This window comes from Microbacterium sp. CBA3102 (genome assembly GCF_007954505.1).
GTDB lineage: Bacteria > Actinomycetota > Actinomycetes > Actinomycetales > Microbacteriaceae > Microbacterium > Microbacterium aurugineum.
Genome location: NZ_CP042412.1, coordinates 2,955,720 through 2,981,259, shown reverse-complemented (window position 1 = coordinate 2,981,259; position 25,540 = coordinate 2,955,720). Strand labels below are relative to the sequence as shown.

At 68.3% G+C, this 25,540-nt stretch carries 23 protein-coding genes; all 23 read left to right on the top strand.

From position 1 onward, the window contains the following. Positions 1–19: 19 nt before the first annotated feature. The 23 genes from aroC to FGL91_RS14155 all read left to right on the top strand — a co-directional run bounded on the left by aroC (position 20) and on the right by FGL91_RS14155 (position 25,518). Positions 20–1,249: a chorismate synthase gene (aroC, locus tag FGL91_RS14265; protein ID WP_131491055.1), complete on the top strand. Its 1,230-nt coding sequence runs from the start codon at positions 20–22 to the stop codon at positions 1,247–1,249. Further along, positions 1,233–1,754 (top strand): shikimate kinase, encoded by a 522-nt coding sequence (locus FGL91_RS14260; protein ID WP_131491054.1) that lies wholly within the window; start codon positions 1,233–1,235, stop codon positions 1,752–1,754. The genes aroC and FGL91_RS14260 overlap by 17 nt, the downstream gene beginning before the upstream one ends. Beyond that, entirely contained in the window at positions 1,751–2,839 is a 1,089-nt protein-coding gene (aroB, locus tag FGL91_RS14255; protein WP_153244138.1) for a 3-dehydroquinate synthase, read from the top strand. The genes FGL91_RS14260 and aroB overlap by 4 nt, the downstream gene beginning before the upstream one ends. Then, the gene (locus FGL91_RS14250; RefSeq protein ID WP_047519510.1) at positions 2,836–3,273 is read left to right on the top strand and encodes a type II 3-dehydroquinate dehydratase; all 438 of its coding nucleotides are present in this window, start codon (positions 2,836–2,838) and stop codon (positions 3,271–3,273) included. Before aroB ends, FGL91_RS14250 begins: the two co-directional genes overlap by 4 nt. A 55-nt stretch (positions 3,274–3,328) precedes the next feature. Continuing rightward, the gene (gene efp, locus FGL91_RS14245; protein WP_047519512.1) at positions 3,329–3,889 is read left to right on the top strand and encodes an elongation factor P; all 561 of its coding nucleotides are present in this window, start codon (positions 3,329–3,331) and stop codon (positions 3,887–3,889) included. 3 nt (positions 3,890–3,892) lie between these two features. Beyond that, positions 3,893–4,303, top strand: a complete 411-nt coding sequence (gene nusB / locus FGL91_RS14240) for a transcription antitermination factor NusB (RefSeq protein WP_047519514.1) — start codon at positions 3,893–3,895, stop codon at positions 4,301–4,303. A gap of 47 nt (positions 4,304–4,350) precedes the next feature. Next, positions 4,351–7,311 (top strand): DEAD/DEAH box helicase, encoded by a 2,961-nt coding sequence (locus FGL91_RS14235; protein ID WP_153244137.1) that lies wholly within the window; start codon positions 4,351–4,353, stop codon positions 7,309–7,311. An 81-nt stretch (positions 7,312–7,392) separates the two neighbouring features. Then, entirely contained in the window at positions 7,393–8,970 is a 1,578-nt protein-coding gene (locus tag FGL91_RS14230; protein ID WP_131491051.1) for a Rieske 2Fe-2S domain-containing protein, read from the top strand. Between the two features lie 82 nt (positions 8,971–9,052). Beyond that, positions 9,053–9,583 carry a bifunctional pyr operon transcriptional regulator/uracil phosphoribosyltransferase PyrR gene (pyrR, locus tag FGL91_RS14225; RefSeq protein WP_131491050.1) on the top strand — a complete coding sequence of 177 codons (531 nt, stop codon included), beginning with the start codon at positions 9,053–9,055 and terminating at the stop codon, positions 9,581–9,583. Beyond that, complete coding sequence (locus FGL91_RS14220) at positions 9,580–10,545, top strand: aspartate carbamoyltransferase catalytic subunit (protein WP_131491049.1); 966 nt, start codon at positions 9,580–9,582, stop codon at positions 10,543–10,545. Before pyrR ends, FGL91_RS14220 begins: the two co-directional genes overlap by 4 nt. Next, entirely contained in the window at positions 10,542–11,846 is a 1,305-nt protein-coding gene (locus FGL91_RS14215) for a dihydroorotase (RefSeq protein ID WP_153244136.1), read from the top strand. The genes FGL91_RS14220 and FGL91_RS14215 overlap by 4 nt, the downstream gene beginning before the upstream one ends. Next, entirely contained in the window at positions 11,843–12,355 is a 513-nt protein-coding gene (locus tag FGL91_RS14210; RefSeq protein WP_047519526.1) for a hypothetical protein, read from the top strand. The genes FGL91_RS14215 and FGL91_RS14210 overlap by 4 nt, the downstream gene beginning before the upstream one ends. Next, positions 12,352–13,530 carry a glutamine-hydrolyzing carbamoyl-phosphate synthase small subunit gene (gene carA / locus FGL91_RS14205; RefSeq protein WP_153244135.1) on the top strand — a complete coding sequence of 393 codons (1,179 nt, stop codon included), beginning with the start codon at positions 12,352–12,354 and terminating at the stop codon, positions 13,528–13,530. Before FGL91_RS14210 ends, carA begins: the two co-directional genes overlap by 4 nt. Continuing rightward, on the top strand, positions 13,530–16,817 hold the full coding sequence (gene carB, locus FGL91_RS14200) for a carbamoyl-phosphate synthase large subunit (protein WP_153244134.1): 3,288 nt from the start codon (positions 13,530–13,532) through the stop codon (positions 16,815–16,817). Before carA ends, carB begins: the two co-directional genes overlap by 1 nt. After that, a complete protein-coding gene (gene pyrF, locus FGL91_RS14195) occupies positions 16,814–17,659 on the top strand; it encodes an orotidine-5'-phosphate decarboxylase (protein WP_131491045.1) in 846 nt (281 codons plus the stop codon). Before carB ends, pyrF begins: the two co-directional genes overlap by 4 nt. Continuing rightward, positions 17,652–18,563, top strand: a complete 912-nt coding sequence (gene gmk, locus FGL91_RS14190; protein WP_047519530.1) for a guanylate kinase — start codon at positions 17,652–17,654, stop codon at positions 18,561–18,563. The genes pyrF and gmk overlap by 8 nt, the downstream gene beginning before the upstream one ends. A 65-nt stretch (positions 18,564–18,628) precedes the next feature. Continuing rightward, positions 18,629–18,883, top strand: coding sequence for a DNA-directed RNA polymerase subunit omega (gene rpoZ / locus FGL91_RS14185; protein WP_017204385.1), 255 nt, complete (start codon positions 18,629–18,631; stop codon positions 18,881–18,883). An 86-nt stretch (positions 18,884–18,969) separates the two neighbouring features. Beyond that, entirely contained in the window at positions 18,970–20,163 is a 1,194-nt protein-coding gene (gene metK / locus FGL91_RS14180) for a methionine adenosyltransferase (protein ID WP_134353732.1), read from the top strand. Positions 20,164–20,179: 16 nt separating this feature from the next. Continuing rightward, positions 20,180–22,138 carry a primosomal protein N' gene (locus tag FGL91_RS14175; protein ID WP_153244133.1) on the top strand — a complete coding sequence of 653 codons (1,959 nt, stop codon included), beginning with the start codon at positions 20,180–20,182 and terminating at the stop codon, positions 22,136–22,138. An 18-nt stretch (positions 22,139–22,156) separates the two neighbouring features. Next, entirely contained in the window at positions 22,157–23,077 is a 921-nt protein-coding gene (gene fmt / locus FGL91_RS14170; protein WP_153244132.1) for a methionyl-tRNA formyltransferase, read from the top strand. Continuing rightward, positions 23,074–24,573, top strand: a complete 1,500-nt coding sequence (locus tag FGL91_RS14165; protein ID WP_153244131.1) for an RsmB/NOP family class I SAM-dependent RNA methyltransferase — start codon at positions 23,074–23,076, stop codon at positions 24,571–24,573. Before fmt ends, FGL91_RS14165 begins: the two co-directional genes overlap by 4 nt. A 4-nt stretch (positions 24,574–24,577) precedes the next feature. After that, positions 24,578–25,258: a ribulose-phosphate 3-epimerase gene (gene rpe / locus FGL91_RS14160; RefSeq protein ID WP_153244130.1), complete on the top strand. Its 681-nt coding sequence runs from the start codon at positions 24,578–24,580 to the stop codon at positions 25,256–25,258. Beyond that, positions 25,255–25,518 carry a phosphoribosyl-ATP diphosphatase gene (locus FGL91_RS14155; protein ID WP_047519541.1) on the top strand — a complete coding sequence of 88 codons (264 nt, stop codon included), beginning with the start codon at positions 25,255–25,257 and terminating at the stop codon, positions 25,516–25,518. Before rpe ends, FGL91_RS14155 begins: the two co-directional genes overlap by 4 nt. The last annotated feature ends 22 nt before the right edge of the window (positions 25,519–25,540 follow it).

Here is a 25,540-nt window from a genome sequence, read left to right as displayed (position 1 = left end):
CCCGTGGGAGACTGGAGCAATGCTCCGCGTGCTCACGGCCGGCGAATCGCACGGCCCAGAACTCATCGCCGTCATGGAGGGCCTGCCCTCCGGCGTCCCTGTGTCCTCCGAGGCCATCCAGGCCGATCTCGCTCGTCGCAAGCTGGGCTATGGCCGTGGCTCGCGCATGAAGTTCGAGCAGGACGCGCTGACCATCTCCGGCGGTGTGCGGCACGGCAAGAGCCTCGGCAGCCCGATCGCTCTGCGCATCGGCAACACCGAGTGGCCGAAGTGGATCGAGGTCATGAACCCCGAGCCCGTAGAGCTCACCGACAAGTCCCGTGGGCGCAGCGCGCCCCTCACCCGTCCACGTCCGGGGCACGCCGACCTCGTGGGCATGCAGAAGTACGACTTCGACGAGGCGCGTCCGATCCTCGAACGAGCGAGTGCTCGGGAGACGGCTGCGCGTGTCGCGCTCGGGGCGATCGCCCGATCGTTCCTCGGTGAGCTCGGTATCCGCCTGGTCAGCCACACCCTGTCGATCGGGCCGGTGCGGGTGCCCGAGGGGTCTCCGCTCCCCACGCCCGACGATGTCGAGGCGCTCGATGCCGATCCGCTCCGGTGCTTCGACACCGCGACCTCCGCTCTGATGGTGGCCGAGGTCGATGACGCGAAGAAGGACGGCGACACGCTGGGCGGCATCGTCGAGGTGCTCGCGTACGGCCTTCCTCCGGGACTCGGCTCCCACGTGCACTGGGACCGACGCCTCGACGCGCGTCTCGCTCAGGCGCTCATGAGCATCCAGGCGATCAAGGGCGTCGAGGTCGGCGACGGCTTCGAGACCACGCGCCGCCGAGGTTCGGCCGCCCACGATGAGCTCTTCGCCACCGCGGACGGCATCACGCGCGGCTCGGACAGGGCCGGAGGCACGGAAGGCGGCATGTCCACCGGAACCGTGTTGCGCGTCCGCGCCGGGATGAAGCCGATCGCGACCGTTCCGCATGCCCTCCGCACGATCGACACCGCCACGGGTGACGACGCCACCGCTCACCACCAGCGCTCCGACGTGTGCGCTGTGCCCGCCGCCGGAGTGGTCGCCGAGGCGATGGTCGCCGTGGAGCTCGCGAACGCCGTGCTCGAGAAGTTCGGTGGCGACAGCATCCGCGAGACCCGTCGCAACCTCGAGGGCTACCTCGAAGGCATCCCGGCGGGGCTGCGGACGACACCGGCGTCCGAGGCGGCGCTCATCGCGCATGACGAGCGCGGCTGATCCGCTGACGCTGGTGCTGGTCGGCCCGATGGCCGCAGGCAAGACCAGCGTCGGACGCCGCGTCGCTCGGCGACTCGGCGTCGCTTTCGTCGACACGGACAAACGCATCGTGGCGGAACACGGTCCGATCTCCGGCATCTTCGCCGAGTACGGAGAGGCGCACTTCCGGGAGCTCGAACGCGCCGCGGTCGCCCAGGCCCTCGCCGACGGGGGCGTGATCTCCCTCGGTGGAGGCGCGGTCACGCAGGCGGCCACCCGCGAACTCCTGAAAGCGCATCCGGTCGTCTTCCTGACGGTGAACCCAGACGCAGTGGCGGACAGGCTCCGCGGCAGCAACCGCCCCCTCCTGTCAGGGGATGAGGATCCGGTGGAGCGCTGGAAGAAGATCTTCGAGGAACGCCGGGGGTGGTACGCCGAGGTCGCCTCGACCACCTTCGACACCTCACGTCGTCCGATGCAGAAGATCGCGGATGACATCGTGACATGGAGGAGAGAACAGCGATGAGCACGACGACCATCGGCGTCACGGGGAACGACGCCTACGACATCACGATCGGACGCGGAATCCTGGATCGGGTCTCCGCCGCGCTCGCGCCGGGCGTCCGCAAGGTGCTGGTGGTGCATCCGCCCACGCTCGCGTCCCGCGCTGCCGAACTGCGCGACAGACTCCTCGCCGACACCACCGACGGTCCGCGCGAGGTACTGCTCGCGGAGATCCCGGATGCCGAGCAGGGCAAACGGATCGAGGTGGCGGCCTTCTGCTGGCAGGTGATGGGCCAGGCGGACTTCACCCGCAGCGATGCGGTCATCGGATACGGCGGGGGAGCGGTGACCGACCTCGCCGGGTTCGTCGCCGCGACCTGGCTGCGAGGCGTGCAGCTGATCCAGGTGCCGACCACGGTACTGGGCCTCGTCGATGCGTCGGTCGGTGGCAAGACCGGTGTCAACACCGCGGAGGGCAAGAACCTCGTGGGGGCGTTCTGGGCGCCGAGCGCCGTGGTCGGCGACCTCGACGAGCTCGCCAGCCTGAGTCCCAACGAGGCGACCGCAGGATTCGCCGAGGTCGTCAAGGCCGGATTCATCTGGGCTCCGGAGATCCTGGACATCATCGAGGCCGATCCGCTCCGCGCCGTCGACACGACATCCGAGGAGTTCCGCCGCGCGGTCGAACTGGCGATCGACATGAAGGCGAAGGTCGTCTCGGACGACTTCCGCGAGGCCGGACTCCGCGAGATCCTCAACTACGGGCACACGCTCGGACACGCGATCGAGCATGCGGAACGGTACCGCTGGCGGCACGGCGCCGCGATCTCGGTCGGGATGCTCTACGCCGCCGAGCTCTCGCGGCTCGCGGGTCGTCTGTCCGACTCCGCTGCCGAGCGGCACCGGACGATCCTGGAGTCGCTGGGCCTTCCGACCTCGTACCGTGCGGGGGCATGGCCGCAGTTGCTCGCCACCATGCAGCGCGACAAGAAGAGCCGCGGCGGGATACTGCGCTTCATCCTCCTCGACGACCTCGCGAAGCCCACCGTCCTGCAGGCTCCTGACGAGTCGCTGCTGTTCGCCGCCTATCAGGAGGTCGGGGAGTGAGCCGCCGGATCCTCCTGGTCAACGGGCCGAACCTGAATCTCCTCGGTACCCGCGAGCCTGACGTGTACGGCACGGCCACTCTCGCGGACGTGGAACGGATCACCACCGAGGCCGCAGCCGCGGTCGGATTCGAGGTCCGGGCGCTGCAGAGCAACCACGAGGGCGTGCTGGTCGACGCGATCCATGCGGCACGGGAGGACTGCGCCGGGATCGTGATCAATCCGGGCGGGCTCACGCACACCTCGGTGGTGCTGCGTGACGCGCTCACCGGGGTGGCGCTGCCGTTCGCGGAAGTCCACATCTCCGATGTGCTCGCGCGTGAGGCCTTCCGCCACCATTCCTACCTGGAAGATGTGGCGGCCGTGCGGGTCGCCGGCCGTGGCGTCGACGGCTACGCAGACGCTGTGCGACAGCTCGCCGCACTCATCCCGTAGAATCGACTGTCGGTCTCGTCCGACCCCGCAGACACACGAACGGAACTCGCAGCGCATGGCATCTACCGCAGACATCAAGAACGGCGTCGTCCTCAGCATCGACGGGCAGCTCTGGAGCGTCATCGAGTTCCAGCATGTGAAGCCCGGCAAGGGTGGCGCGTTCGTGCGCACCAAGCTGAAGAACGTCGTGTCGGGGAAGGTCGTCGACCGCACCTACAACGCCGGCGCCAAGATCGAGATCGAGAACGTCGACCGCCGCGACTACACCTACCTGTACACGGACGGCGACGGGTACGTGTTCATGGACCAGACGGACTTCGACCAGATCACGGTCGGGGCCGCCACGGTCGGCGACGCGAAGAACTTCCTCCTCGAGAACCAGGCCGTCACGATCGCCCTGAACAACGGCAACCCCCTGTACCTCGACCTCCCGGCCTCCGTGATCCTGGAGATCACCTACACCGAGCCCGGCCTGCAGGGTGACCGCTCGTCGGCAGGCACCAAGCCCGCCACGCTCGAGACCGGTTACGAGATCCAGGTGCCGCTGTTCGTCGAGGCCGGCACCAAGGTCAAGGTCGACACCCGCACGGGTGACTACCTCGGCCGCGAGAAGTAAGGCGTGAGCGCCCGGACGAAGGCGCGCAAGCGCGCTCTCGACATCCTCTTCTCCTCCGATGTGCGCGGGGACGACCTCGCCGTGACCCTGGCCGCCGAGGCCAAGCGTGCCGCGAGTGAGCCCGCACGCGAGGCCTCGTGGCTCTACGCGCGCGAGATCGTCGACGGCATCATCGACACCCGCGACGAGATCGACGAGCAGATCACGACGCACAGTCGGGACTGGAAGCTGGAGCGCATGCCCGCGGTCGATCGCGCGCTGCTCCGGATCGCGGTGTGGGAGATCCTGTACAACGACGAAGTGCCGACTGCGGTTGCGATCGACGAGGCCGTCGAACTCGCGAAGGAGTTCTCCACCGACGACTCCGGGGCGTTCGTGCACGGCGTCCTCGCCCGGGTGGCTCGCGCAGCCTGACCCGTCCGACGCGTCGTACTGTCGGCGGTGGCGGAGAGGATGGAAGCATGGCTCTTCCGTTCGAACCGTCCCGATCCGAGGGGCCGCCGTACGCAGACTGGCGTACGATCCTCGGTCCTTCGCGTGACGACGCGAAGACGCCCCTCGCGCTCGGTGTCGAGTTGCGGGTGCGCGACGGACGCGGGGCGAACCCCTGGGCCTCGCGCCCGCAGCGTACGGCCACAGCCCGCGACGTGGCGAAGCGCACGGGGGAGATCCTTCTCGGGATCCGCCCGCTCGAGCGGAGCGCCGCGACGGATGCCTGGGTGCAGGGGTCTGCGACGTGGGACGCGGTGCGGCGTTCGTCTTCGCAGTACGGGCGGGATCGATCACGGTGGTTCGCCGACCTGCTGAGCATCGCCCGGGACACTCTCTTGTCGGGTACCGCCGGTGACTGGCTGGTCGCGGATCTGATCGAATCCGGCCTGCTGTGGGGGCACCTGCGAACCGCTGCGGACCTCGGGATACCGCTCGTCGCCACGCAGAAGAACACGAGCGTCGCCGTGGCGGAGCAGGCCACCATCGGCGCGACGATCGGACGCGCCGAGGACGGAGGACTCGTGGTGCGCCCCGACATCACGATCGACGGCCGCGAGGTCGAGCCCCGGGACGTCCGGGCGATCGGTCGCAGCGGCGTGTACGAGATCGCGCAGCACGGCACGCGCCTGCACGTGACACTGGCGGAGGTGCCGCTCAGCGAGCCCGTCCACGCCCTGATCGGTCCCGCGGCGGGTCTCGAGGTTCCGGCGGGCGACGAAGCGGCGTTCTTCCAGGATGCGTATCCGCTGCTCGGGCGTCGGATCACCGTGCGCTCCGCAGACCGTGTCGAACTGCCTGCGCTGCCCGCACCTCATGCCGTGCTGGAGCTGTCTTTCCGTCGGGGTGACACGGTCTCCTATACCTTCGCGTGGGAGTATCGAGGATTCGGACGGGTTCCGTTCGCCGCCAGCGACCATGCGGTGCGCGACACCACGGCGGAGGCGGCGCACCGCGACGCGCTTCAGAACGTCTGGACCGAGCATCTGGGGGAGGCTCTCCAGGCAGCGGGCTCGTTCCACGACGTCGCGGCAGCCGAGTTCGTCACCCGGATCGTCCCCGCTCTCGAAGCCCACGGCGTCACGGTCGTGGTCTCGGGTCGGCGCAAGAGCTATCACGAGCTGACGGGCGACCCGGAGATCACCGTGTCGACCGTGGAGAGCACGGATCCGGACTGGTTCGACCTCGGCGTGCTGGTCAAGATCGATGGGCGCACGATCCCGTTCGAACCGCTGTTCACGGCACTGAGCACCGGTCGGAAGAAGCTCCTCCTCGTCGACGGCAGCTACTTCTCGCTGAACCATCGCGCCCTCGATCACCTGCGTGAGCTCATCGACGAAGCGGGCGCGCTCGACGAGTGGGAGACGGGTCCTCGGATCAGCCGGTATCAGACAGACCTCTGGGAGGAGTTCGAGGACCTCGCCGACGAGGCTCTCCCGGCCATCACCTGGCGCGCCACCGCCGACGCTCTGCGTCGTGCTTCCTCCGTGCCCTCGGTTCCGGTGCCGCCGGCGGTGAACGCCACGCTGCGGCCGTACCAGAAGGAGGGGCTGGATTGGCTCGCATTCCTCTGGAACCACGGCCTGGGAGGAATCCTCGCCGACGACATGGGACTCGGCAAGACGCTCCAGCTCCTCGCACTCATCACACACGCCAGGGAGGCGGGGGAGCATCGCCCGTTCCTGGTCGTCGTACCCACCTCCGTGCTGGCCACCTGGCGGAGCGAGGCCGCTCGATTCACGCCCTCGCTTCGGGTGCTGCTCCGGGCGAGCACCCAGGGTCCCGGGTTGGTCGACCACCTCGGCGAGACCGACCTCGTGATCACGACCTATGCCGTCGCCCGGCTCGACGAGGCCGAGTACGCGGCTGTGGATTGGGCGGGGCTCATCCTCGACGAGGCGCAGTTCTTCAAGAACCCCGCGACGAAGCTGCACCGCGCCGTCGCCTCCTTCTCGGCCGATGTGACCTTCGCCGTCACCGGAACCCCGATGGAGAACAGCCTCAGCGAGCTGTGGGCACTGTTGAAGCTCACGGCGCCCGGACTCTTCCCGTCGGCGCGGAAGTTCCGCGAGCGGTACATCCAGCCGATCGAGCAGGGCAAGGTGCCGGAGAACGAGGAGGGCGGCGAGTACCGGCAACGACGCCTCGCGCAGTTGCGACGACGGATACGCCCGTTGCTGCTGCGGCGCACGAAGGAGATCGTCGCTCCGGAACTCCCTGCGAAGCAGGAGCAGATCCTCGAGGTCGAGCTCGGTGCCTCCCACCGTGCCCTGTACGAGACGGTGCTGCAGCGGGAACGTCAGAAGGTGCTGGGCCTACTCGAAGACCTCGATCGCAACCGCTTCATCGTGTTCCGCTCGCTCACCCTGATGCGCATGCTCAGCCTCGCTCCCGGTCTCATCGACCCGGAAGACGCGAAGATCGGTTCGCGCAAGCTCGACGTCCTCCTCGAGCGGGTGATCGAGCTCCAGGCCGAGGGCCACCGGGCCCTGGTGTTCAGTCAGTTCACGTCCTTCCTCGACCTGGCCGCAGCCCGCCTGGATGCCGCGGGAATCCCCTACGCCCATCTGGACGGGACGACCAGGCATCGCCAGAAGGTGGTCGACGGATTCACCGGCGGGGAGCAGCCGGTGTTCCTGATCAGCTTGAAGGCAGGGGGATTCGGCCTCACGCTGACCGAAGCCGACTACGTGTTCCTCCTCGACCCGTGGTGGAATCCCGCGGCGGAGGCGCAGGCGATCGACCGCACGCACCGCATCGGACAGGACCGTCAGGTGTTCGTCTACCGGATGATCTCCACCGGGACCATCGAAGAGAAGGTGCTCGAGCTGCAGCGCCGCAAGGCCCGGTTGTTCACCGCCGTCCTCGATGAGGAAGCGCTGTTCGCACAATCGCTGACCGCCGACGACATCCGCGGCTTGTTCGAGGGGTGAGATGAATACTCCCGGCTCGGTCGACCGGCCGCACAGGGAGCCCTCGGTACAATCGAACGGTTCACTTTCGGGAGGAATGCAATGCGGATCACCGGACTCGGCCACGCCGGGATGTTCATCGAGACCGTGGGCGGGAACATCATCTGCGACCCGGTTCTCGGACCCTCCTTCTACGGATCCTGGTTCCCGTTCCCGGACAACCGGGGGCTGGATTGGGAGCGATTCGGCCGCGAAGCCGACTTCCTCTGGATCTCGCACCGCCACCGCGACCACTTCGATCCGCGTCTCCTCGAGCGCTACATCCGCAAGGACATCGAGGTACTGCTCCCGGAGTACCCGACCGATGATCTCGAGAAAGACATCCGCGCGCTCGGCTACACGAACATCACCTACGCTCCGGCAGGTCAGGTGATCCAGCGCGGCGACCTCAAGATGATGATCACGCCGCTGCGCGCTCCCAGCGACGGACCGATCGGCGACTCCTCGTTGAGCGTCGACGACGGTACCGGTTCGGTGCTCAATCAGAACGACTCGCATCCGCTTGACCTCGAGAAGCTGCTCGACTTCGGCACGCCCGACGCCTACTTCACCCAGGTCTCCGGTGCCATCTGGTGGCCCATGGTCTACGACCTGCCGCTCGACGCGAAGCAGAACTTCGCCCGCCTCAAGCGCGAAGCGCAGAACAAGCGCGCCATGTACTACATCGAGAAGGTCGATGCTCCGCACGTCTTCCCGATGGCCGGTCCGCCCATGTTCCTGCGCGACGATCTGTTCGACTTCAACGGTCTGGGCAAGAACGGCGAATCGATCTTCACGGACCAGAAGCAGTTCCTCGCGCACATGAAGGAGCTCGCTCCGCAGTACGACGGTCAGCTCTTCATCCCCGGGACCGTCGTCACGGTCGAGGGAGGCAACGTCACCTCCGAGCAGACGCTCTACACCGACGCCGAGATCGCTCACATCTTCGACGAGAAGTGGGAGTACCTCGAGGAGCAGCGCGCGAGCCGGCAGCAGGAGATCCGCGACGAAGAGGCGTCTCGTGCCGAGATCATCCCCCCGGCCGAGATGCTCGAGGCCATCAAGACCTGGTGGGAGCCGTTGCTGAAGAAGTCGCGCACGATCCGGTTGGGCGTCGGCGGATGCGTGCGCTTCCGCATCGGCGAGCTCGACATGGTCGTCGACTTCCCTCGTGCGAAGGTCCGCGAGTACGCGGGGGAGGAGTGCGTGTACTGGTACACCATCCCCGCAGATCTCGTCTCCACGAACATCGTCGATCACGAGATCGACTGGTCGAACTCGATCTTCCTCTCGATGCAGTTCTCGGTGGGGCGCAGCGGCAAGTTCAACGAGTTCCTCACCACGTTCCTCAAGTGCCTCTCGGTCGACCGGATCGAATACGTCGAGAACTGGTATCAGGAGCAGACGGATCAGACGGAGGATGCGGAGATCGGCGACTGGGTCGTCCAGCGGCGCTGCCCGCACCTGCGCGCCGACCTCACCCGAACGGGCACCGTCGACGAGGACGGGATCCTCACCTGCAGCATGCACGACTGGAAGTGGGACCTGAAGACCGGTCGATGCCTCTCCACGGCCGGGCACCCGATCCGTTCCGCCAAGGTCGACGACGTCACCGATCCCGTGCTGCAGGAGGCGAGCTGATCGCGGAGGGTCCGCGCTCCGATAGACTGGCCTGACTAGCAACCTTTAACACCGTCCTGTGAGGCGGAGAAGGGAGCGGCCGATGAGCATGCGCACCGTGCTGCACGAAGCCGACATCTCACGCGCGCTGACCCGTATCGCGCACGAGATCCTCGAATCCAATCGAGGAGCCGAGAACCTCGTCCTGCTGGGAATTCCGACCCGCGGCGTCACTCTCGCCCATCGCCTCGGGCTGCTGATCAGCGAGATCGCTCAACAGTCCGTTCCCGTCGGCGCGCTCGATGTCACCCTCTTCCGGGATGACCTCGCCAAGCACCCGACCCGTTCGCCGCAGCCCACGGAGATCCCGGTCGGCGGCATCGACGGCAAGACGGTCGTGCTCGTCGATGATGTGCTCTTCTCCGGGCGGAGCATCCGGGCCGCACTGGACGCGATCCAGTCCATCGGCCGCCCCGCTGTCGTCCGGCTGGCGATCCTGGTCGACCGCGGGCATCGTGAACTTCCGATCCGGCCGGACTTCATCGGCAAGAACATCCCCTCCGCGCGTACGGAGCGCGTCAATGTGCGCCTCTTCGAGAACGACGGGGCCGAGGAGGTGACGATCGGCGAATGAGGCATCTCCTCGACACCCGCACCCTCGATCGGGCGACCGCACTGCGCATCCTCGATGTCGCCGAAGACATGTCGGACACGCAGTCCCGCGAGGTCAAGAAGCTCCCGACACTGCGCGGCAAGACCGTCGTGAACCTCTTCTTCGAGGACTCGACCCGCACGCGCATCTCGTTCGAGGCAGCCGCCAAGCGTCTCTCCGCCGATGTGATCAACTTCGCCGCGAAGGGCTCCAGCGTCTCCAAAGGCGAGAGCCTGAAAGACACGGCGCAGACGCTCGAGGCGATCGGCGCCGACGCGGTCGTGGTCCGGCACCCCGGCTCCGGAGCGCCGCAGACCCTCGCCACCAGCGGCTGGATCTCGGCCGGCGTGGTGAATGCCGGGGACGGCACCCACGAGCACCCGACGCAGGCGCTGCTCGACGCTTTCACCATCCGCAAGCGTCGCTTCGGTGGCGACAGCCGAGGACGGGACCTCAGCGGGCTGCGGGTCGTGATCGTCGGTGACGTGCTGCACTCCCGCGTTGCCCGTTCCAACGTCTGGCTGCTCACCACGTTGGGTGCCGACGTCACCCTGGTGGCACCGCCCACGTTGGTGCCGCAGAACGTGTCTCTCTGGCCGGTGCGGGTCGAATACGACCTCGATCGGGCGCTGGCGGAGGACCCGGACGCCGTGATGATGCTGCGTATCCAGCTGGAACGGATGAACGCGGCGTATTTCCCGACTGAGCGGGAGTATTCCCGCCGCTGGGGCCTGGACGCACGGCGTGTGGGCGGTCTTCCGGCAGGTAGCATTGTCATGCACCCCGGACCCATGAACCGGGGACTGGAGATCTCTTCGGAAGCTGCCGATTCCCCCCGCTCGACGGTGCTGGAACAGGTGACGAACGGGGTGTCCGTCCGCATGGCGGTGCTGTACCTGCTGCTGGCAGGAGAACGAGACGACGAACGAGGGGGAGACCTGTGAGCGAGACCCTCGTCATCACTGGCGCACAGTTGCTCGGTGCCGAGAGCGCCGACATCATCATCGACGACGGCCGCATCGCCGACATCGGTCAGGGATTGCATCGCGCCGGTGCGCGCATCATCGACGGCGCGGGGCTCGTGGCCCTGCCCGGGCTCGTCGACCTGCACACGCATCTGCGGGAGCCCGGCTATGAAGCGTCGGAGACGATCCTCACCGGGACGAGGGCCGCAGCCGCCGGTGGCTTCACCGCGGTGTTCGCCATGCCCAACACCTCTCCCGTGGCAGACACCGCCGGAGTGGTCGAGCAGGAGCTCGGCCTGGGCGAGGCCGCCGGTTATGCCACCGTGCAGCCCATCGGCGCCGTCACGGTCGGGCAGAAGGGCGAGCGTCTCGCGGAACTGGGAGCGATGGCGTCGTCCCGCGCGAAGGTGCGCGTCTTCAGCGACGACGGCTTCTGCGTGTTCGATCCGCTCATCATGCGCCGTGCGCTGGAGTACGTGAAGTCCTTCGGCGGCGTCATCGCCCAGCACGCTCAGGACCCTCGTCTCACCGAGGGTGCCCAGATGAACGAAGGCATCGTGTCGGCCGAACTCGGTCTGAGCGGCTGGCCCGCGGTGGCGGAGGAGTCGATCATCGCCCGCGACGTGCTGCTGGCCGAGCACGTGGGATCCCGCCTGCACGTCTGTCACCTCTCGACGGCAGGGTCGGTCGACATCATCCGCTGGGCCAAGAAGCGCGGCATCGACGTCACCGCTGAGGTCACGCCGCACCACCTGCTGCTGACCGACGAGCTCGTGCGCGGCTACGACGCTCGCTACAAGGTCAATCCGCCGCTGCGTCGCGAGGAGGATGTGCACGCCGTGCGCGAGGGCCTCGCCGACGGAACGATCGACATCGTGGCCACCGATCACGCACCGCATCCGAGCGAGAACAAGGCGTGCGAGTGGCAGGCAGCGGCGAACGGCATGGTGGGCCTCGAGAGCGCGCTCCGCGTGGTGCATCAGTCGATGGTGCAGACCGGGCTGCTCGAATGGTCCGACGTCGCGCGCGTCATGAGTTCGACACCGGCACGCATCGGTCGGCTCGCCGGCCACGGCACTCCGCTCGACGTCGGACAGCCGGCCCACCTCACGCTGTATGACGCTTCTGTCGACGGCGTCTTCACGGAGGCAGATCTCCACGGCCGGAGCGTGAACTCGCCCTACCTCGGCCGGACGCTCCCCGGACGCGTGGAGTACACCATCCACGGCGGCACCCTCACCGTCGATGGCGGACACGTCGTCGAGGAGCTCCGCGCATGAGCGCTCGGGACCTCGCCGTCGCGATCATGATCGCGGTGGCGCTCCTGATTCTGCTGGCGATGCTCTTCGCCTGGCGACGACGAATGCGCCGCGATTCCGTGTTCACGGCGCCGCTCGGAGTCCCTGAGCATGCGGAGATCGTCCGCCGCGACGAGGTGCTGTACGTGTCGACGACACGACACGAGCAGCCGCTCGAACGCCTCGCGGTGTCCCCTCTCGCGTATCGGGCACGCGGCGAGCTCGCCCTCACGGATCGCGGCATCGCCCTCTGCCTCGACGGAACCCCGACGGTCTTCCTCGCGAACGACCGGCTCGTCACCGTCGATCGTGCCACCGTTACGATCGACCGCGTGGTCGAGCCTGGCGGCCTCGTGCGCATCGCCTGGAAGATCGCCGACGACACCGTCGTCGACAGCTACCTGCGCCTCGCCACCGGCGAGCCTCAGAACCTCATCTCCGACCTGCAGCGGCTCGTCCCCGCCGCCCCCGACACAGGAGCAAAGTCATGACTCTCTCGACACCCGCCGCGCAGGCCCCCGCGGCCCAGTTGCCCGACCCCGCCGTGCTCGTCCTGGAGGACGGCACGCGTCACGCCGGACGCGCCTACGGCGCACGCGGACGCACCCTCGGCGAAGTCGTCTTCGCGACCGGCATGTCCGGATACCAGGAGACCATCACGGATCCCTCGTACGCGGGCCAGATCGTCCTGCAGACGGCACCGCACATCGGCAACACCGGCATGAACGACGAAGACGCCGAGTCGCGTCGCATCTGGGTCTCCGGGTACATCGTGCGCGACCCTTCGCGCGTCGTCTCGAACTGGCGCGCCAACGCGTCGCTCGACGATGTGCTCGTCCAGGACGGCGTGGTGGGCATCAGCGGGGTCGACACCCGTTCGATCACGCGCCACATCCGCTCAGCCGGCTCCATGCGCGGCGGCATCTTCTCCGGCGCCGATGCGTCGCTCGACCCCGAGGAGCAGGTGCGCATCGTCCGCGAGGCACCCGAGATGGCGGGACGCAATCTGTCCGCCGAGGTCTCCGTCGACGTCGCGACCGTGACGACCGCGATGGGGGAGCGGATCGGCAACCTCGCCGTGCTCGACCTCGGTGTGAAGCAGGCGACGATCGACAATCTCGCGGCCCGCGGCTTCGAGGTGCACGTACTCCCGCAGAACGTGACCATCGATGAGATCAGAGCCGTGGACCCCGTCGCCGTCTTCTATTCGAACGGCCCCGGTGACCCCGCGGCCTCGGGCGATCACGTCGAGCTGCTGCGTGCGGTGCTCGACGACGGGCTGCCGTTCTTCGGCATCTGCTTCGGCAACCAGCTCCTGGGCCGTGCGCTGGGTCTCGGCACCTACAAGCTGCCGTTCGGCCACCGCGGCATCAACCAGCCCGTGCTCGACAAGCAGACCGGCAAGGTGGAGATCACCGCCCACAACCACGGCTTCGCCGTCGAGGCTCCGATCGAGGGGACCTTCGACAGCCCGAACGGGTACGGCAAGGTCGAGGTCAGCCATGTCGGGCTGAACGACAACGTCGTCGAGGGACTCCGCGCTCTCGACATCCCGGCCTTCTCGGTGCAGTACCACCCCGAGGCGGCAGCGGGCCCGCACGACGCCAACTATCTCTTCGACAGGTTCCGCGACCTGGTCATCGCCAGCCAGAAGGACTCCAAGTAATGCCCAAGCGCGACGACATCAACTCCGTCCTCGTCATCGGTTCCGGCCCGATCGTCATCGGCCAGGCCTGCGAGTTCGACTACTCCGGTACTCAGGCCTGTCGTGTGCTGCGCGAGGAGGGAGTCCGGGTCATCCTGGTCAACTCCAACCCCGCCACGATCATGACCGACCCCGACTTCGCCGATGCGACCTACATCGAGCCGATCACGTGGGAGGTCATCGAGACGATCATCGCCAAGGAGCGCCCCGACGCGATCCTGCCGACCCTCGGTGGACAGACCGCGCTCAACGCCGCGATCGAGCTCCACAACCACGGCATCCTCGAGAAGTACGACGTCGAGCTCATCGGCGCCAACTTCGAGGCGATCAACAAGGGCGAGGACCGCCAGATCTTCAAGCAGCTGGTCCTCGACGCCGGCGCCGACGTGGCAGACTCCCGCATCGCGCACACGATGGAGGAGGTGCTGGCCGCCGCGGACGAGCTCGGCTACCCGATGGTGGTCCGTCCCAGCTTCACGATGGGGGGCCTGGGCTCCGGCTTCGCCTACGACGAGGAAGACCTCCGTCGCATCGCTGGAGCGGGCCTGCGCGACTCGCCCACCACCGAGGTGCTCCTCGAGGAGTCGATCCTCGGGTGGAAGGAGTACGAGCTCGAGCTCATGCGCGACACGGCCGACAACACGGTCGTCGTCTGTTCGATCGAGAACGTCGATCCGGTCGGCGTGCACACGGGTGACTCGATCACGGTCGCGCCGGCACTGACCCTCACCGACCGCGAGTATCAGAAGATGCGCGACATCGGCATCGACATCATCCGCGCCGTGGGCGTCGACACCGGAGGATGCAACATCCAGTTCGCGGTCGATCCGAAGAACGGCCGGATCATCGTCATCGAGATGAACCCGCGTGTCTCGCGTTCGAGCGCCCTGGCCTCGAAGGCCACCGGCTTCCCGATCGCGAAGCTCGCAGCCAAGCTGGCCCTGGGCTACCGCCTCGATGAGATCCCGAACGACATCACCGGTGTGACGCCGGCGAGCTTCGAGCCGACGCTCGACTACGTGGTCGTCAAGGTCCCGCGCTTCGCCTTCGAGAAGTTCCCGGCTGCGGACGCGACGCTGACCACGACCATGAAGTCCGTGGGCGAGGCGATGGCGATCGGCCGCAACTACGCGACCGCCCTGCAGAAGGCGCTCCGTTCGTTGGAGAAGCGCGGGTCGAGCTTCCACTGGGGTGCGGAGGAGCGTTCCGTGGAGGAGCTGCTCGAGATCTCGAAGACGCCGACCGACGGTCGTATCGTCACGCTGCAGCAGGCATTGCGCAAGGGCGCCACGGTCGAGCAGGCCTTCGAGGCGACCGCGATGGACCCCTGGTTCCTCGACCAGATCGTGCTCATCAACGAGGTCGCGGAGATCGTGCGCACGGCGCCCGAGCTCGATGCGGCCACTCTCCGCTACGCCAAGGAGCACGGCTTCTCGGACGCTCAGCTGGCCGAGCTCCGCGGAACCTCGGAGGCGGAGATGCGCGGGGTGCGCCATGGTCTCGGGATCCGACCGGTCTACAAGACGGTGGACACCTGTGCCGGCGAGTTCCCGGCGCTGACTCCGTACCACTACTCGAGCTATGACTTCGAGACCGAGGTCGCTCCGTCCGATCGGACCAAGGTCGTCATCATCGGCTCCGGTCCCAACCGCATCGGTCAGGGTGTCGAGTTCGACTACTCGTGCGTGCATGCCTCGTTCGCGCTGTCGGATGCAGGCTTCGAGACCGTCATGGTCAACTGCAACCCGGAGACGGTCTCGACCGACTACGACACCTCGGATCGCCTGTACTTCGAGCCGCTGACGCTCGAGGACGTGCTGGAGGTGCTGGACGCGGAGGCCGCGAGCGGGACGATCCTCGGTGTCGTCTGCCAGCTCGGCGGTCAGACGCCGCTCGGCCTCGCGAAGGGTATCGAAGCCGCGGGCTACACCGTGCTCGGCACCAGCCCCGAGGCGATCGACCTGGCGGAGGAGCGCGAGCTCTTCTCCCGCCTGCTCGATGAGGCCGGTCTGGTCGCCCCGCGCAACGGCACCGCGATCGACGTCGAGGGCGCTGCGCGCATCGCCGAGGAGATCGGCTATCCGGTTCTGGTGCGTCCGAGTTTCGTGCTCGGCGGCCGCGGTATGGAGATCGTCTACGACACCGCGTCGCTCCGGGACTACTTCGTGCGCACCGCGGGTGAAGTCGTGATCGAAGAGGGCAAGCCGCTCCTGGTCGACCGATTCCTCGACGACGCGATCGAGCTCGACGTGGACGCCCTCTACGACGGCACCGACCTGTTCGTCGGTGGTGTCATGGAGCACCTCGAAGAGGCCGGAATCCACTCCGGCGACTCCAGCTGCACGCTGCCGCCCGTCTCGCTCGGCCGCACCGACGTGGATCGCGTGCGGGAGGCCACGCTCGCCATCGCGAAGGGCGTGGGCGTACGCGGACTGCTCAACGTGCAGTTCGCCATCAGCGCCGGAGTGCTCTACGTGATCGAGGCGAACCCGCGCGCCAGCCGTACCGTGCCCTTCGTCTCGAAGGCACTCGGCATCCCGATGGCCAAGGCGGCGAGCCGCGTGATGACCGGTTCGACGATCGCCGAGCTGCGCGCCGAAGGCATGCTCCCCGAACAGGACGGCTCGCGGGTCCCGCTCGACGCGCCGGTGTCCGTGAAGGAAGCGGTGCTTCCGTTCAAGCGATTCCGCACCGCCGACGGCAAGACGGTCGACTCCGTGCTCGGACCGGAGATGCGGTCCACCGGTGAGGTCATGGGGATCGACCGCGACTTCCCGACCGCGTTCGCGAAGAGTCAGGCCGCGGCCTACGGGGGCATGCCCACGTCGGGGACGGTGTTCATCTCGGTCGCCGACTCGGACAAGCGTGCCGTCATCCTTCCCGCGCACCGTCTGCGACAGCTCGGCTTCACGATCGTCGCGACCGAGGGCACCGCAGAGATCCTCTCGCGCAACGGCATCGCGGTCACCGTGGTCGAGAAGTACAGCTCGACACAGGAGACCGGCGCGAAGAACATCGTCGACCTCATCAACGAGGGGGAGATCGACATCGTCGTGAACACTCCCTCCGGTGGCACGGCCCGCGCGGACGGCTACGAGATCCGTGCCGCAGCAGTCGCCGCCGACAAGGCCCTGTTCACCACGATGGCGGTGCTCGGGGCGGCCGTGAGCGGAATGGACGCCGCCCACGAGGGCTTCCAGGTCAAGAGCCTCCAGGAGTACGCGCTGGACCGGAAGGCGGCACTGTGAGCGCACGCTTCGGCGAGCGGGTCCGCTCCGTGCTCGGCGCACGAGGACCCCTCTGCGTCGGCATCGACCCCCACGCCGCGCTGCTCGCGTCGTGGGGACTGTCGGACGACGCGCAGGGCGTGCGTGAATTCGGCCTGCGGACCGTCGAGGCTGCCACCGGGAGAGTCGGCTTCGTGAAGCCGCAGGTGTCGTTCTTCGAGCGCTTCGGCTCCCGGGGAATCGCCGCGCTCGAAGACGTCCTTGCCGCAGCGCGCGCGGCCGGCCTCATCGTGATCGCCGACGCCAAGCGGGGCGACATCGGGTCGACCATGGATGACTACGCGCGCGCCTGGCTCACGCCGGGTTCGCCGTTGGAGGCGGACGCACTCACGGTGAGTCCTTTCCTCGGTGTGGGAGCCCTCGACGGGGCCTTCGCCCTCGCCGGAGAGCACCACAAGGGGCTCTTCGTCCTCGCGGCGACCAGCAACCCCCAGGCCGAGGGACTCCAGCGGTCCACGGCGTCCGACGGCGCGACCGTGTCGGCATCGATCATCTCCGAGGTCTCGGGTCGCAACGCCGAGCAGGTGGCGGCAGGGGAGTGGGGGAGCTTCGGCTTCGTCATCGGTGCCACCGTGGAGTGGGCCCCGGCGGGTATCGAGCCCTTCGAGCCCGTCGCCCCCATCCTGGCTCCGGGCTTCGGTGCGCAGGGTGCTGCTCCCTCCGACCTGCGGCCGCGCTTCGGTGCGCTGTCGGACGCCGTGATCGCGAGCGAGAGCCGCAGCATCCTCTCCGCAGGCCCGGTCGACCTGGCCCGGACCGTCGCCGCACGCGCGGCCGAGTATCTCGAGGTGGCCGGTGTCTGACGCCCAGCGGACCGTTCCTGAGGTCGATCGAGCTGCGGCCGCCCGCCGTGCGGTCGAACGTCGCCGTGCCAGAGCGTCCGTCAAGCGCGACCTGACGATGCGGGTGGTCACGCCGCAGGCGGTGCTGCGTCGCGCCACAGCGGACGCCGACTCCGTCGAGGGGTCGATGCGCATCACCGACTTCCTGCTGGCTCTCCCCGCCATCGGTGCGGGCAAGCGCGACCGGATCCTGGAGGAGCTCCACATCTCGCCAGTCAAACGTCTCGGAGGCCTCGGCGCACGTCAGCGCCGTGCGCTGGAGACGTGGCTCGACGCACGCTTCCCGGTACCGGAGCCGCGTGGAGAGCGGAGTCGCCTGCTCGTGCTCGCCGGCCCGACGGCCGTGGGCAAGGGAACGGTGGCCGCGCATATCCGTGAGCACAACCCGGAGATCCATCTGTCGGTCTCGGCAACCACGCGGCCGCCTCGTCCGGGCGAGATCGACGGTGTCCACTACTACTTCGTGGATGACGCGGAGTTCGACCGGCTGATCGCCGACGACGAGCTCCTCGAATACGCGGTGGTGCACAACCGCTCCCGATACGGCACCCCGCGCGCACCGATCGATGCCGCTTTGGCCGAGGGCAAGACGGTCCTCCTCGAGATCGACCTGCAAGGGGCGCGTCAGGTGCGGCGAGCGGAACCCGCCGCGACGCTCATCTTCCTGCTGCCGCCGAGCTGGGATGAGCTGGTGCATCGACTGGTCGGGCGCGGCACCGAAGAGGCCGAAGAGAGGGCCCGCCGATTGCGTACCGCGAAGGTCGAACTGGCCGCTCAGAACGAGTTCGATCACCTGATCGTGAACGAGGACGTCGCCACCGCGGCCCGCGAGGTCGTAGAATTGTCTTCAAGCTCTGCGCGCTGAGCGTCTTCGCGCGCCTTTCGCACCGTCTTCGCGACGATCCCGTCGCCTGATCAGGAGGTCTCACCATGGCCGGACATAACAACGGCATCATCGATCCCCCCATCGACAACCTGCTCGACCGCGTCGACTCCAAGTACGAGCTCGTGATCTACGCCGCAAAGCGCGCGCGCCAGATCAACGACTACTACTCGGACCTGCACGAGGGCAACCTCTTCGACAACGTGGGCCCGCTGGTCGATTCCTCCGTCGAGGACAAGCCGCTCACCATCGCGCTGCACGAGATCAACGAGGACAAGCTCCGCCTGCGTCACGCGGAGTGATATTCGAGACTGCGCCTCCCGTCTGTCGGAGGCGCAGTCCAGAATGGGTGCCACACCCCTTCTGTCCGTCCCGTTCTGGAGAATCGATGAGCGCGCTGCGTCTGTTCACGTCCGAGTCCGTCACCGAAGGGCATCCGGACAAGATCTGCGACCAGATCTCGGACAGCATCCTCGATGGTCTGATCGCGAAGGACCGCGGTTCTCGCGTGGCCGTCGAGACGCTCGTCACGACCGGCCTCGTCCACGTCGCCGGTGAGATCCGCACCGAGGCCTACGTCGATATCCCGACGATCGTCCGCCAGGTCGTGAACGGTATCGGCTACACCTCCAGCGAGACCGGCTTCGACGGCGCGTCCTGCGGTGTGAGCGTCTCGGTGGGGGAACAGTCCACCGACATCGCCCACGGCGTCGACAGCGCGCAGGAGCACCGCGACGGGTCGTCCGTCGATCCGCTCGACGGGCTCGGCGCCGGCGACCAGGGCATCATGTTCGGCTTCGCGACGAACGAGACGCCCCAGCTGATGCCGATGGCTGCCTGGACCGCACACCGCCTGGCGGAACGTCTCACCGAGGTCCGTCGCAGCGGAGTGCTGCCGTTCCTGCGCCCCGACGGCAAGACTCAGGTCACGCTGGGCTACGACGGCTTCACGCCGAAGACCGTCGACGCGGTCGTCGTCTCCACGCAGCATCACCCGGAGATCTCCCAGGACGAGCTGCAGGATCAGGTGCGCCGGCACGTCATCGACCCGGTCCTCGCCACGACGGGCCTCGACCTCGACGACGTCACGCTCTACATCAACCCCGCAGGCCCGTTCGTCACGGGAGGCCCGAAGGGCGACGCCGGACTCACCGGACGCAAGATCATCATCGACACCTACGGCGGGGCAGCGCGCCACGGCGGTGGAGCGTTCAGCGGCAAAGACCCGTCGAAGGTCGACCGCTCCGGTGCCTACGCCACGCGTTGGGTGGCCAAGAACGCGGTGGCGGCAGGACTCGCCGACCGTCTCGAAGTGCAGGTGGCCTACGCGATCGGCGTCGCGCGTCCGGTCGGCCTGTACGTCGAGACCTTCGGCACCGGAAAGGTCTCGGACGAGGTGATCACCCGGGCCATCACCGACGTGTTCGATCTGCGCCCGCAGGCGATCATCGAGCAGCTCGACCTTCTGCGGCCGATCTACGCCCAGACCGCGGCGTACGGTCACTTCGGTCGAGAGCTCGCCGACTTCACCTGGGAGCGCACCGACCGCGCCGAAGAGCTTCGCCGCGCTGCCGGGCTCTGATGGGACCACGGTCCTGATGCCTCCGGAGAGCCGGCGCATCGCGCGCGTGCTCCTCGATTCGCCGCTGCCTCAACTCGACCGGCTCTTCGACTACGCGCTTCCCGCAGAGCTCGGCGACGTACCACTCGGCGTCCGGGTCCGCGTGCCGTTGCGCACCGCGGGGCGGGTGATCGACGGATACATCGTCGAGATCGACACCGAAGACGACGCCGACCGCCCATTGTCCGAGGTCGAGAGCGTTGTCTCGGCCGTGCCCGTCCTTCCCGAGCGCCTCTACACGCTGGCACGTCGAGTCGCCGATCGTGCTGCCGGGTCGGCCTCGGACGTGCTGCGCCTCGTGATCCCCAAGCGTCAGGTGCGGGTCGAGAAGGCCTGGACGGCAGACTCGCCCGAAATGCAGCCTGATGCCGCCGCTCGCGAGATCGCGGAGGAAGCCATCGCGGCATACGACGGCCTCGGCGCCGTCCTCGATACCGGAGGACGCGCCGCGGTCGAAGCGATCCCGCAGCTCCTCGACGGCGTGCAGGGGTGGGCGAAACTCCTGGCCTCGGCTGCAGCGCGGACATTGTCGTCGGGTCGGTCCTCGATCATCGTCGTTCCGGACCATCGCGATCTCGATCGTCTGCTCGCCGCGCTCGAGCCGCTCGTGCCCGCTGGCACGGTGGTGCGTCACGACTCCCGGCAGGCCAACCCCGACCGCTATCGGGCCTTTCTGCGCACACTCGAGGACGCTCCCTGCATCGTCGTCGGCAATCGCTCCGCGGTCTACTCGCCTGTGGCCGCCGGGCTGGTGGCGATCTGGGACGATGGCGACCCTTTGCTCGGAGAACCGCTGTCGCCGTACGTCAATTCCCGTGACGCGGCGCTCCTCCGACAAGAGCTCGAGGGCTCCGCACTGCTGTTCGCGGGGCACTCGCGTACGACCGACGTCGAGCGCCTCGTCGTACTCGGTTGGCTGCAGGATGTCCGCGCCACGCGTCGCGTGCTCCCGCGGGTCGTCCTCAGCACGGCACAGGAGATGGAGCAGCCGACGGCTCAACGCATGCCGTCATCGGCGTTCCTCGCTGCGCGCAACGCCGCGGCCGAAGGACCCGTCCTCGTGCAGGTTTCGCGCCCGGGGTTCTCGCCATCCTTGGTGTGCGCCGACTGCCGAGCACCCGCACGCTGCCCGAACTGCGGGGGACCACTCGGTGCGCGGCATCGTGGGGCCGTGCCGGTGTGCGGCTGGTGTGGGCGAGGTGCGAGCGTGTGGACGTGCCCGTCGTGCTCCTCGACGAAGCTGCGCCTCGCGTCGTCCGGGAGCGAACGCACCGCCGATGAGCTCGGACGCGCCTTTCCGGGTGTCCGCGTGATCGTCGCCGACAGTGCGCATCCGGTCGAACGCGTCACGGACAGACCCGCACTCGTGGTCGCGACCCGTGGAGCGGAGCCGATCGCCGACGGCGGCTACCGAGCGGTCGTCCTGCTGGACGGGCCGCGCATGCTCCAGGCCCCCGACCTGCGTGTCGCGGAATCGTGTCTGCGCTGGTGGTCGAACGCCGCGGCCCTCGCTGCGCCCGGAGCGCCCGTCCACCTGGTCGGAGTGAACGGCGCAGCGGCCAAGGCGCTCGCGACCTGGAACCACGCGGCCCATGCGCGCGCCGAGCTGGAGAGCCGGGCGCCCCTGCACATGCCGCCCACGACGCGCGTGGCACTCGTGCAGGGGTCGGCTTCCGCCGTCGGTGACGCTCTCGCCGCGCTCAAGGAACTCGCCCTCCCCAGCGATGCCGTCCTCGGACCCGTTCCCGTCGAGTCCGACGAGGTGCCTCCCCGCGTACGTGCCCTCGTGCGTTTCGACTACAGCGCCGGCAGCCGTGTCGCCACGGCCCTGCGCGCGGCAGTGGTCGCCGAAGCCGTGAGCGGCCGCCGACGCAAGGGGCGGTCGACGAAGAGCACACTCTCGGTCCGTCTCGATATCCTCGATCCAGAGCTCTGACCCTTCCGGAGAACCTTCATGCGCCTCGTCTTCGCCGGCACACCCGCTGCTGCCGTGCCCACCCTGCGTCGTCTCGCGACCTCGCACGACATCGCCGCCGTCGTGACGCGGCCCGATGCCGCACTCGGGCGTCGGCGTGTGCTCACGCCGTCTCCGGTTGCGCAGGCGGCCCTCGAACTCGGACTTCCCGTGATCAAGGCCGCTCGGCTCGACGACGCCGCGACCGCGGAGATCGCCGCCCTGGAGGTGGAACTCGGCGTGATCGTGGCCTACGGGGGCCTGGTCCGCGAGCCGCTCCTGTCCATGCCGACGAGGGGATGGATCAACCTGCACTTCTCCCTCCTTCCGGCATGGCGCGGAGCCGCCCCGGTGCAACGAGCGCTCATCGCCGGAGACGACGTTCTCGGGGCGAGTGTCTTCCAGCTGGTCGCCGAGCTGGATGCGGGCGACGTCTATGCGACGCGGGAGATCGCGGTCGCGGAGACGGCGACCGCGGGCGAGGCGCTCGAGACTCTCGCCCACGACGGTGCCGACCTCACGGTCCAGGTGGTCGACGCGATCGCTGACGGCACAGCCGACGCGCGACCGCAGGTGGGGGAGCCGAGTTTCGCGGCCAAGCTGTCACACGCCGACGGCCTCCTCGATTGGAGCGCGCCGCTCGACACGGTGTTCGCACATTTTCGAGGTGCGACGCCCGAACCCGGCGCGCACACGACGGTCGGCGGGCAGGCGCTCAAGGTTCTCGAAGCGGTGCCCGCTGCGGATGCGGAGCCCCTCGCTCCCGGACGCTTTCGCGGCACGAAGAAGGCACTCCTCATCGGGACGGGCTCGGGGGCGCTGGCGGTGACTCGCGTGCAGCCGGCCGGCAAGGGAGCGATGAACGCGGTCGACTGGTGGCGCGGGCAGCGCGGCGGCGATGAGCTGCAGGCAGGATCATGAGCGGCGAAGGACGGGATCGTCGCACCCCGAGACCGCAAGGACGACGTCCGTCCGGGCAGTCTTCCCGCGAGGGACGGGGCACGGAGCGGCGCGGTCCTGTGCGCGCTGTTCAACCCGCTCGTCGGGTCGCGTACGACGTGCTGCGCGCGGTGTCCGAGACCGATGCCTATGCGAACCTCGTGCTCCCGACCGCGATCGCCGACGCGAAGCTCACGCCGCAGGACGCGGCGCTCGCGACGGAGCTCACGTACGGAACGTTGCGAAGGCTCGGCACGTATGACGCGATCATCGCATCGGCAGCCGACCGCCCGACGGACGGCATCGACCCTGCGGTGCTCGACGCACTGCGGCTCGCGGTGCATCAGCTGCTCGCCACCCGCGTCGCTTCGCACGCGGCTGTGAACGAATCGGTGAACCTCGTGGCGATGACATCAGGGCGTGGGGCGTCGAGCTTCGCGAACGCCGTCCTCCGTCGCATCACCCGCGACTCGGGAGAGGTCTGGCAGGCGCGCATCGAGGAGCAGGCACGCTCCGGTGACGAGCGGCTGGCCCTGCGCACCGCGCATCCGGTCTGGGTCATCAGGGCGCTCCGTCGGGCCCTCGCAGCCGAAGGGCGCGGCGACGAGCTCGAGGCGCTTCTGGAGTCCGACAACATCTCGCCCGAGGTGACCCTCGTCGCGTTGCCGGGGCTGGCCGAACCTGCCGAGCCTCGTCTTCCCTACGCGCCGACCGCTTTCGCGTCTCCCGGGGGCGACCCTCGACGCTCGGTCGAAGCCTCCGGCGGCACCGTGCGCGTACAGGACGAGGGCTCCCAGCTCGTGGCCCTCGCGCTGGCGGGCGCTGCGCCCATCGTCTCGGGGGAGCGCTGGCTCGACCTCTGCGCGGGTCCGGGAGGGAAGACCGCGCTCCTCGCCGCGATCGCGCTCGAGCACGACGCCACACTGGAGGCGAACGAAGTCGTCCCCGTCCGCGCGCGACTCGTCCGCAAGGCTCTCCGGGCCGTACCGGCCGACATCGTCGTCCACGAGCAGGATGGGCGCGTGCTCGCCGCATCCCGACGGGGGGAGTTCGACCGGATCCTCGTCGATGCGCCCTGCACGGGTCTCGGCGCGCTTCGTCGCCGTCCCGAGGCGCGCTGGCGGAAGTCGCCGGCGGATGTCGCCGAACTCGTCCCGCTGCAGGTCGAGTTGCTGTCCGCTGCGGTCGATGCGCTCGCTCCCGGTGGCGTCGTCGCTTATGTGACGTGCTCGCCGCATCTCGCGGAGACCACCGGCGTCGTGCAGGAAGTGCTGCGGGAGCGCACGGACATCGTGGAGCTCGATGCCCGTGCGGCGATCGCGGATGTCTCGATGTCGCCGATCGATCTCGCGGTCGAGGGCCGTTCCGGCTCCGGCAGCGCCCAGCTCTGGCCGCATCGACACGGCACCGACGCCATGTTCCTCGCGCTCCTGCAGCGCCCATCGACCGAGAACACCTCATCCGGGAAGGAAGACTAGGACCGTGGATCTGCCCCGCGCCCCGCGCATCAACCCGAGTATCCTCGCCGCCGATTTCGTGAACATGCAGGCGGATCTCGCCCGGATCGCCACCGCGGATTTCGCCCACGTCGACGTGATGGACAACCACTTCGTGCCGAACCTGACGTTCGGCCCGCAGATGGTCGAGCGGATCCAGGCGACCAGCCCCATCCCGCTCGATGTCCATCTGATGATCACGGAGCCGGAGCGGTGGGCGCCGGAGTACGCCGAGATCGGCGCCGCGAGTGTCACGTTCCATCTTGAGGCCACGTCCGACCCCGTGGCGCTCGCTCGCCGACTGCGTGACATCGGATCCCGTGCGGGTGTCGCGGTGAAGCCGGCGACGCCCGTCGACTCATTGTTCGAGATCCTCGATGAGTTCGACCAGATCCTCGTGATGACGGTCGAACCGGGCTTCGGCGGGCAGAGCTTCATGCCGGAGACGATGCCCAAGCTCGAGGCGCTTGCGGCAGAGGCGCGTCGGCGGGGATCCCGGGTCTGGCTCCAGGTCGACGGGGGCATCTCCGATCGCACGATCGAGATCGCCGCGGCGGCCGGCGCCGACACCTTCGTCGCCGGATCGGCCGTGTACGGGGCCGATGACGTCGAGGCGGCCGTCACCCGGCTGAGAGACCTCGCCCGAGCCGCTAGCCTGGAAGCGTGAAGACTTTCGACGAGCTGTTCGCCGAGCTCAGCGTCAAGGCAGAAACCCGCCCTGAAGGATCGGGCACGGTCGCCGAGCTCGACGGCGGCGTGCACACGATCGGCAAGAAGATCGTGGAAGAAGCCGCCGAGGTGTGGATGGCGTCGGAGTACGAGTCCGACGACGCTGCCGCCGAGGAGATCTCCCAGCTGCTGTACCACGTCCAGGTGATGATGCTCGCGAAGGGGCTCAGCCTGCAGGACGTCTACCGACATCTGTGATGCGCTCCGTTCCGACCTCCTC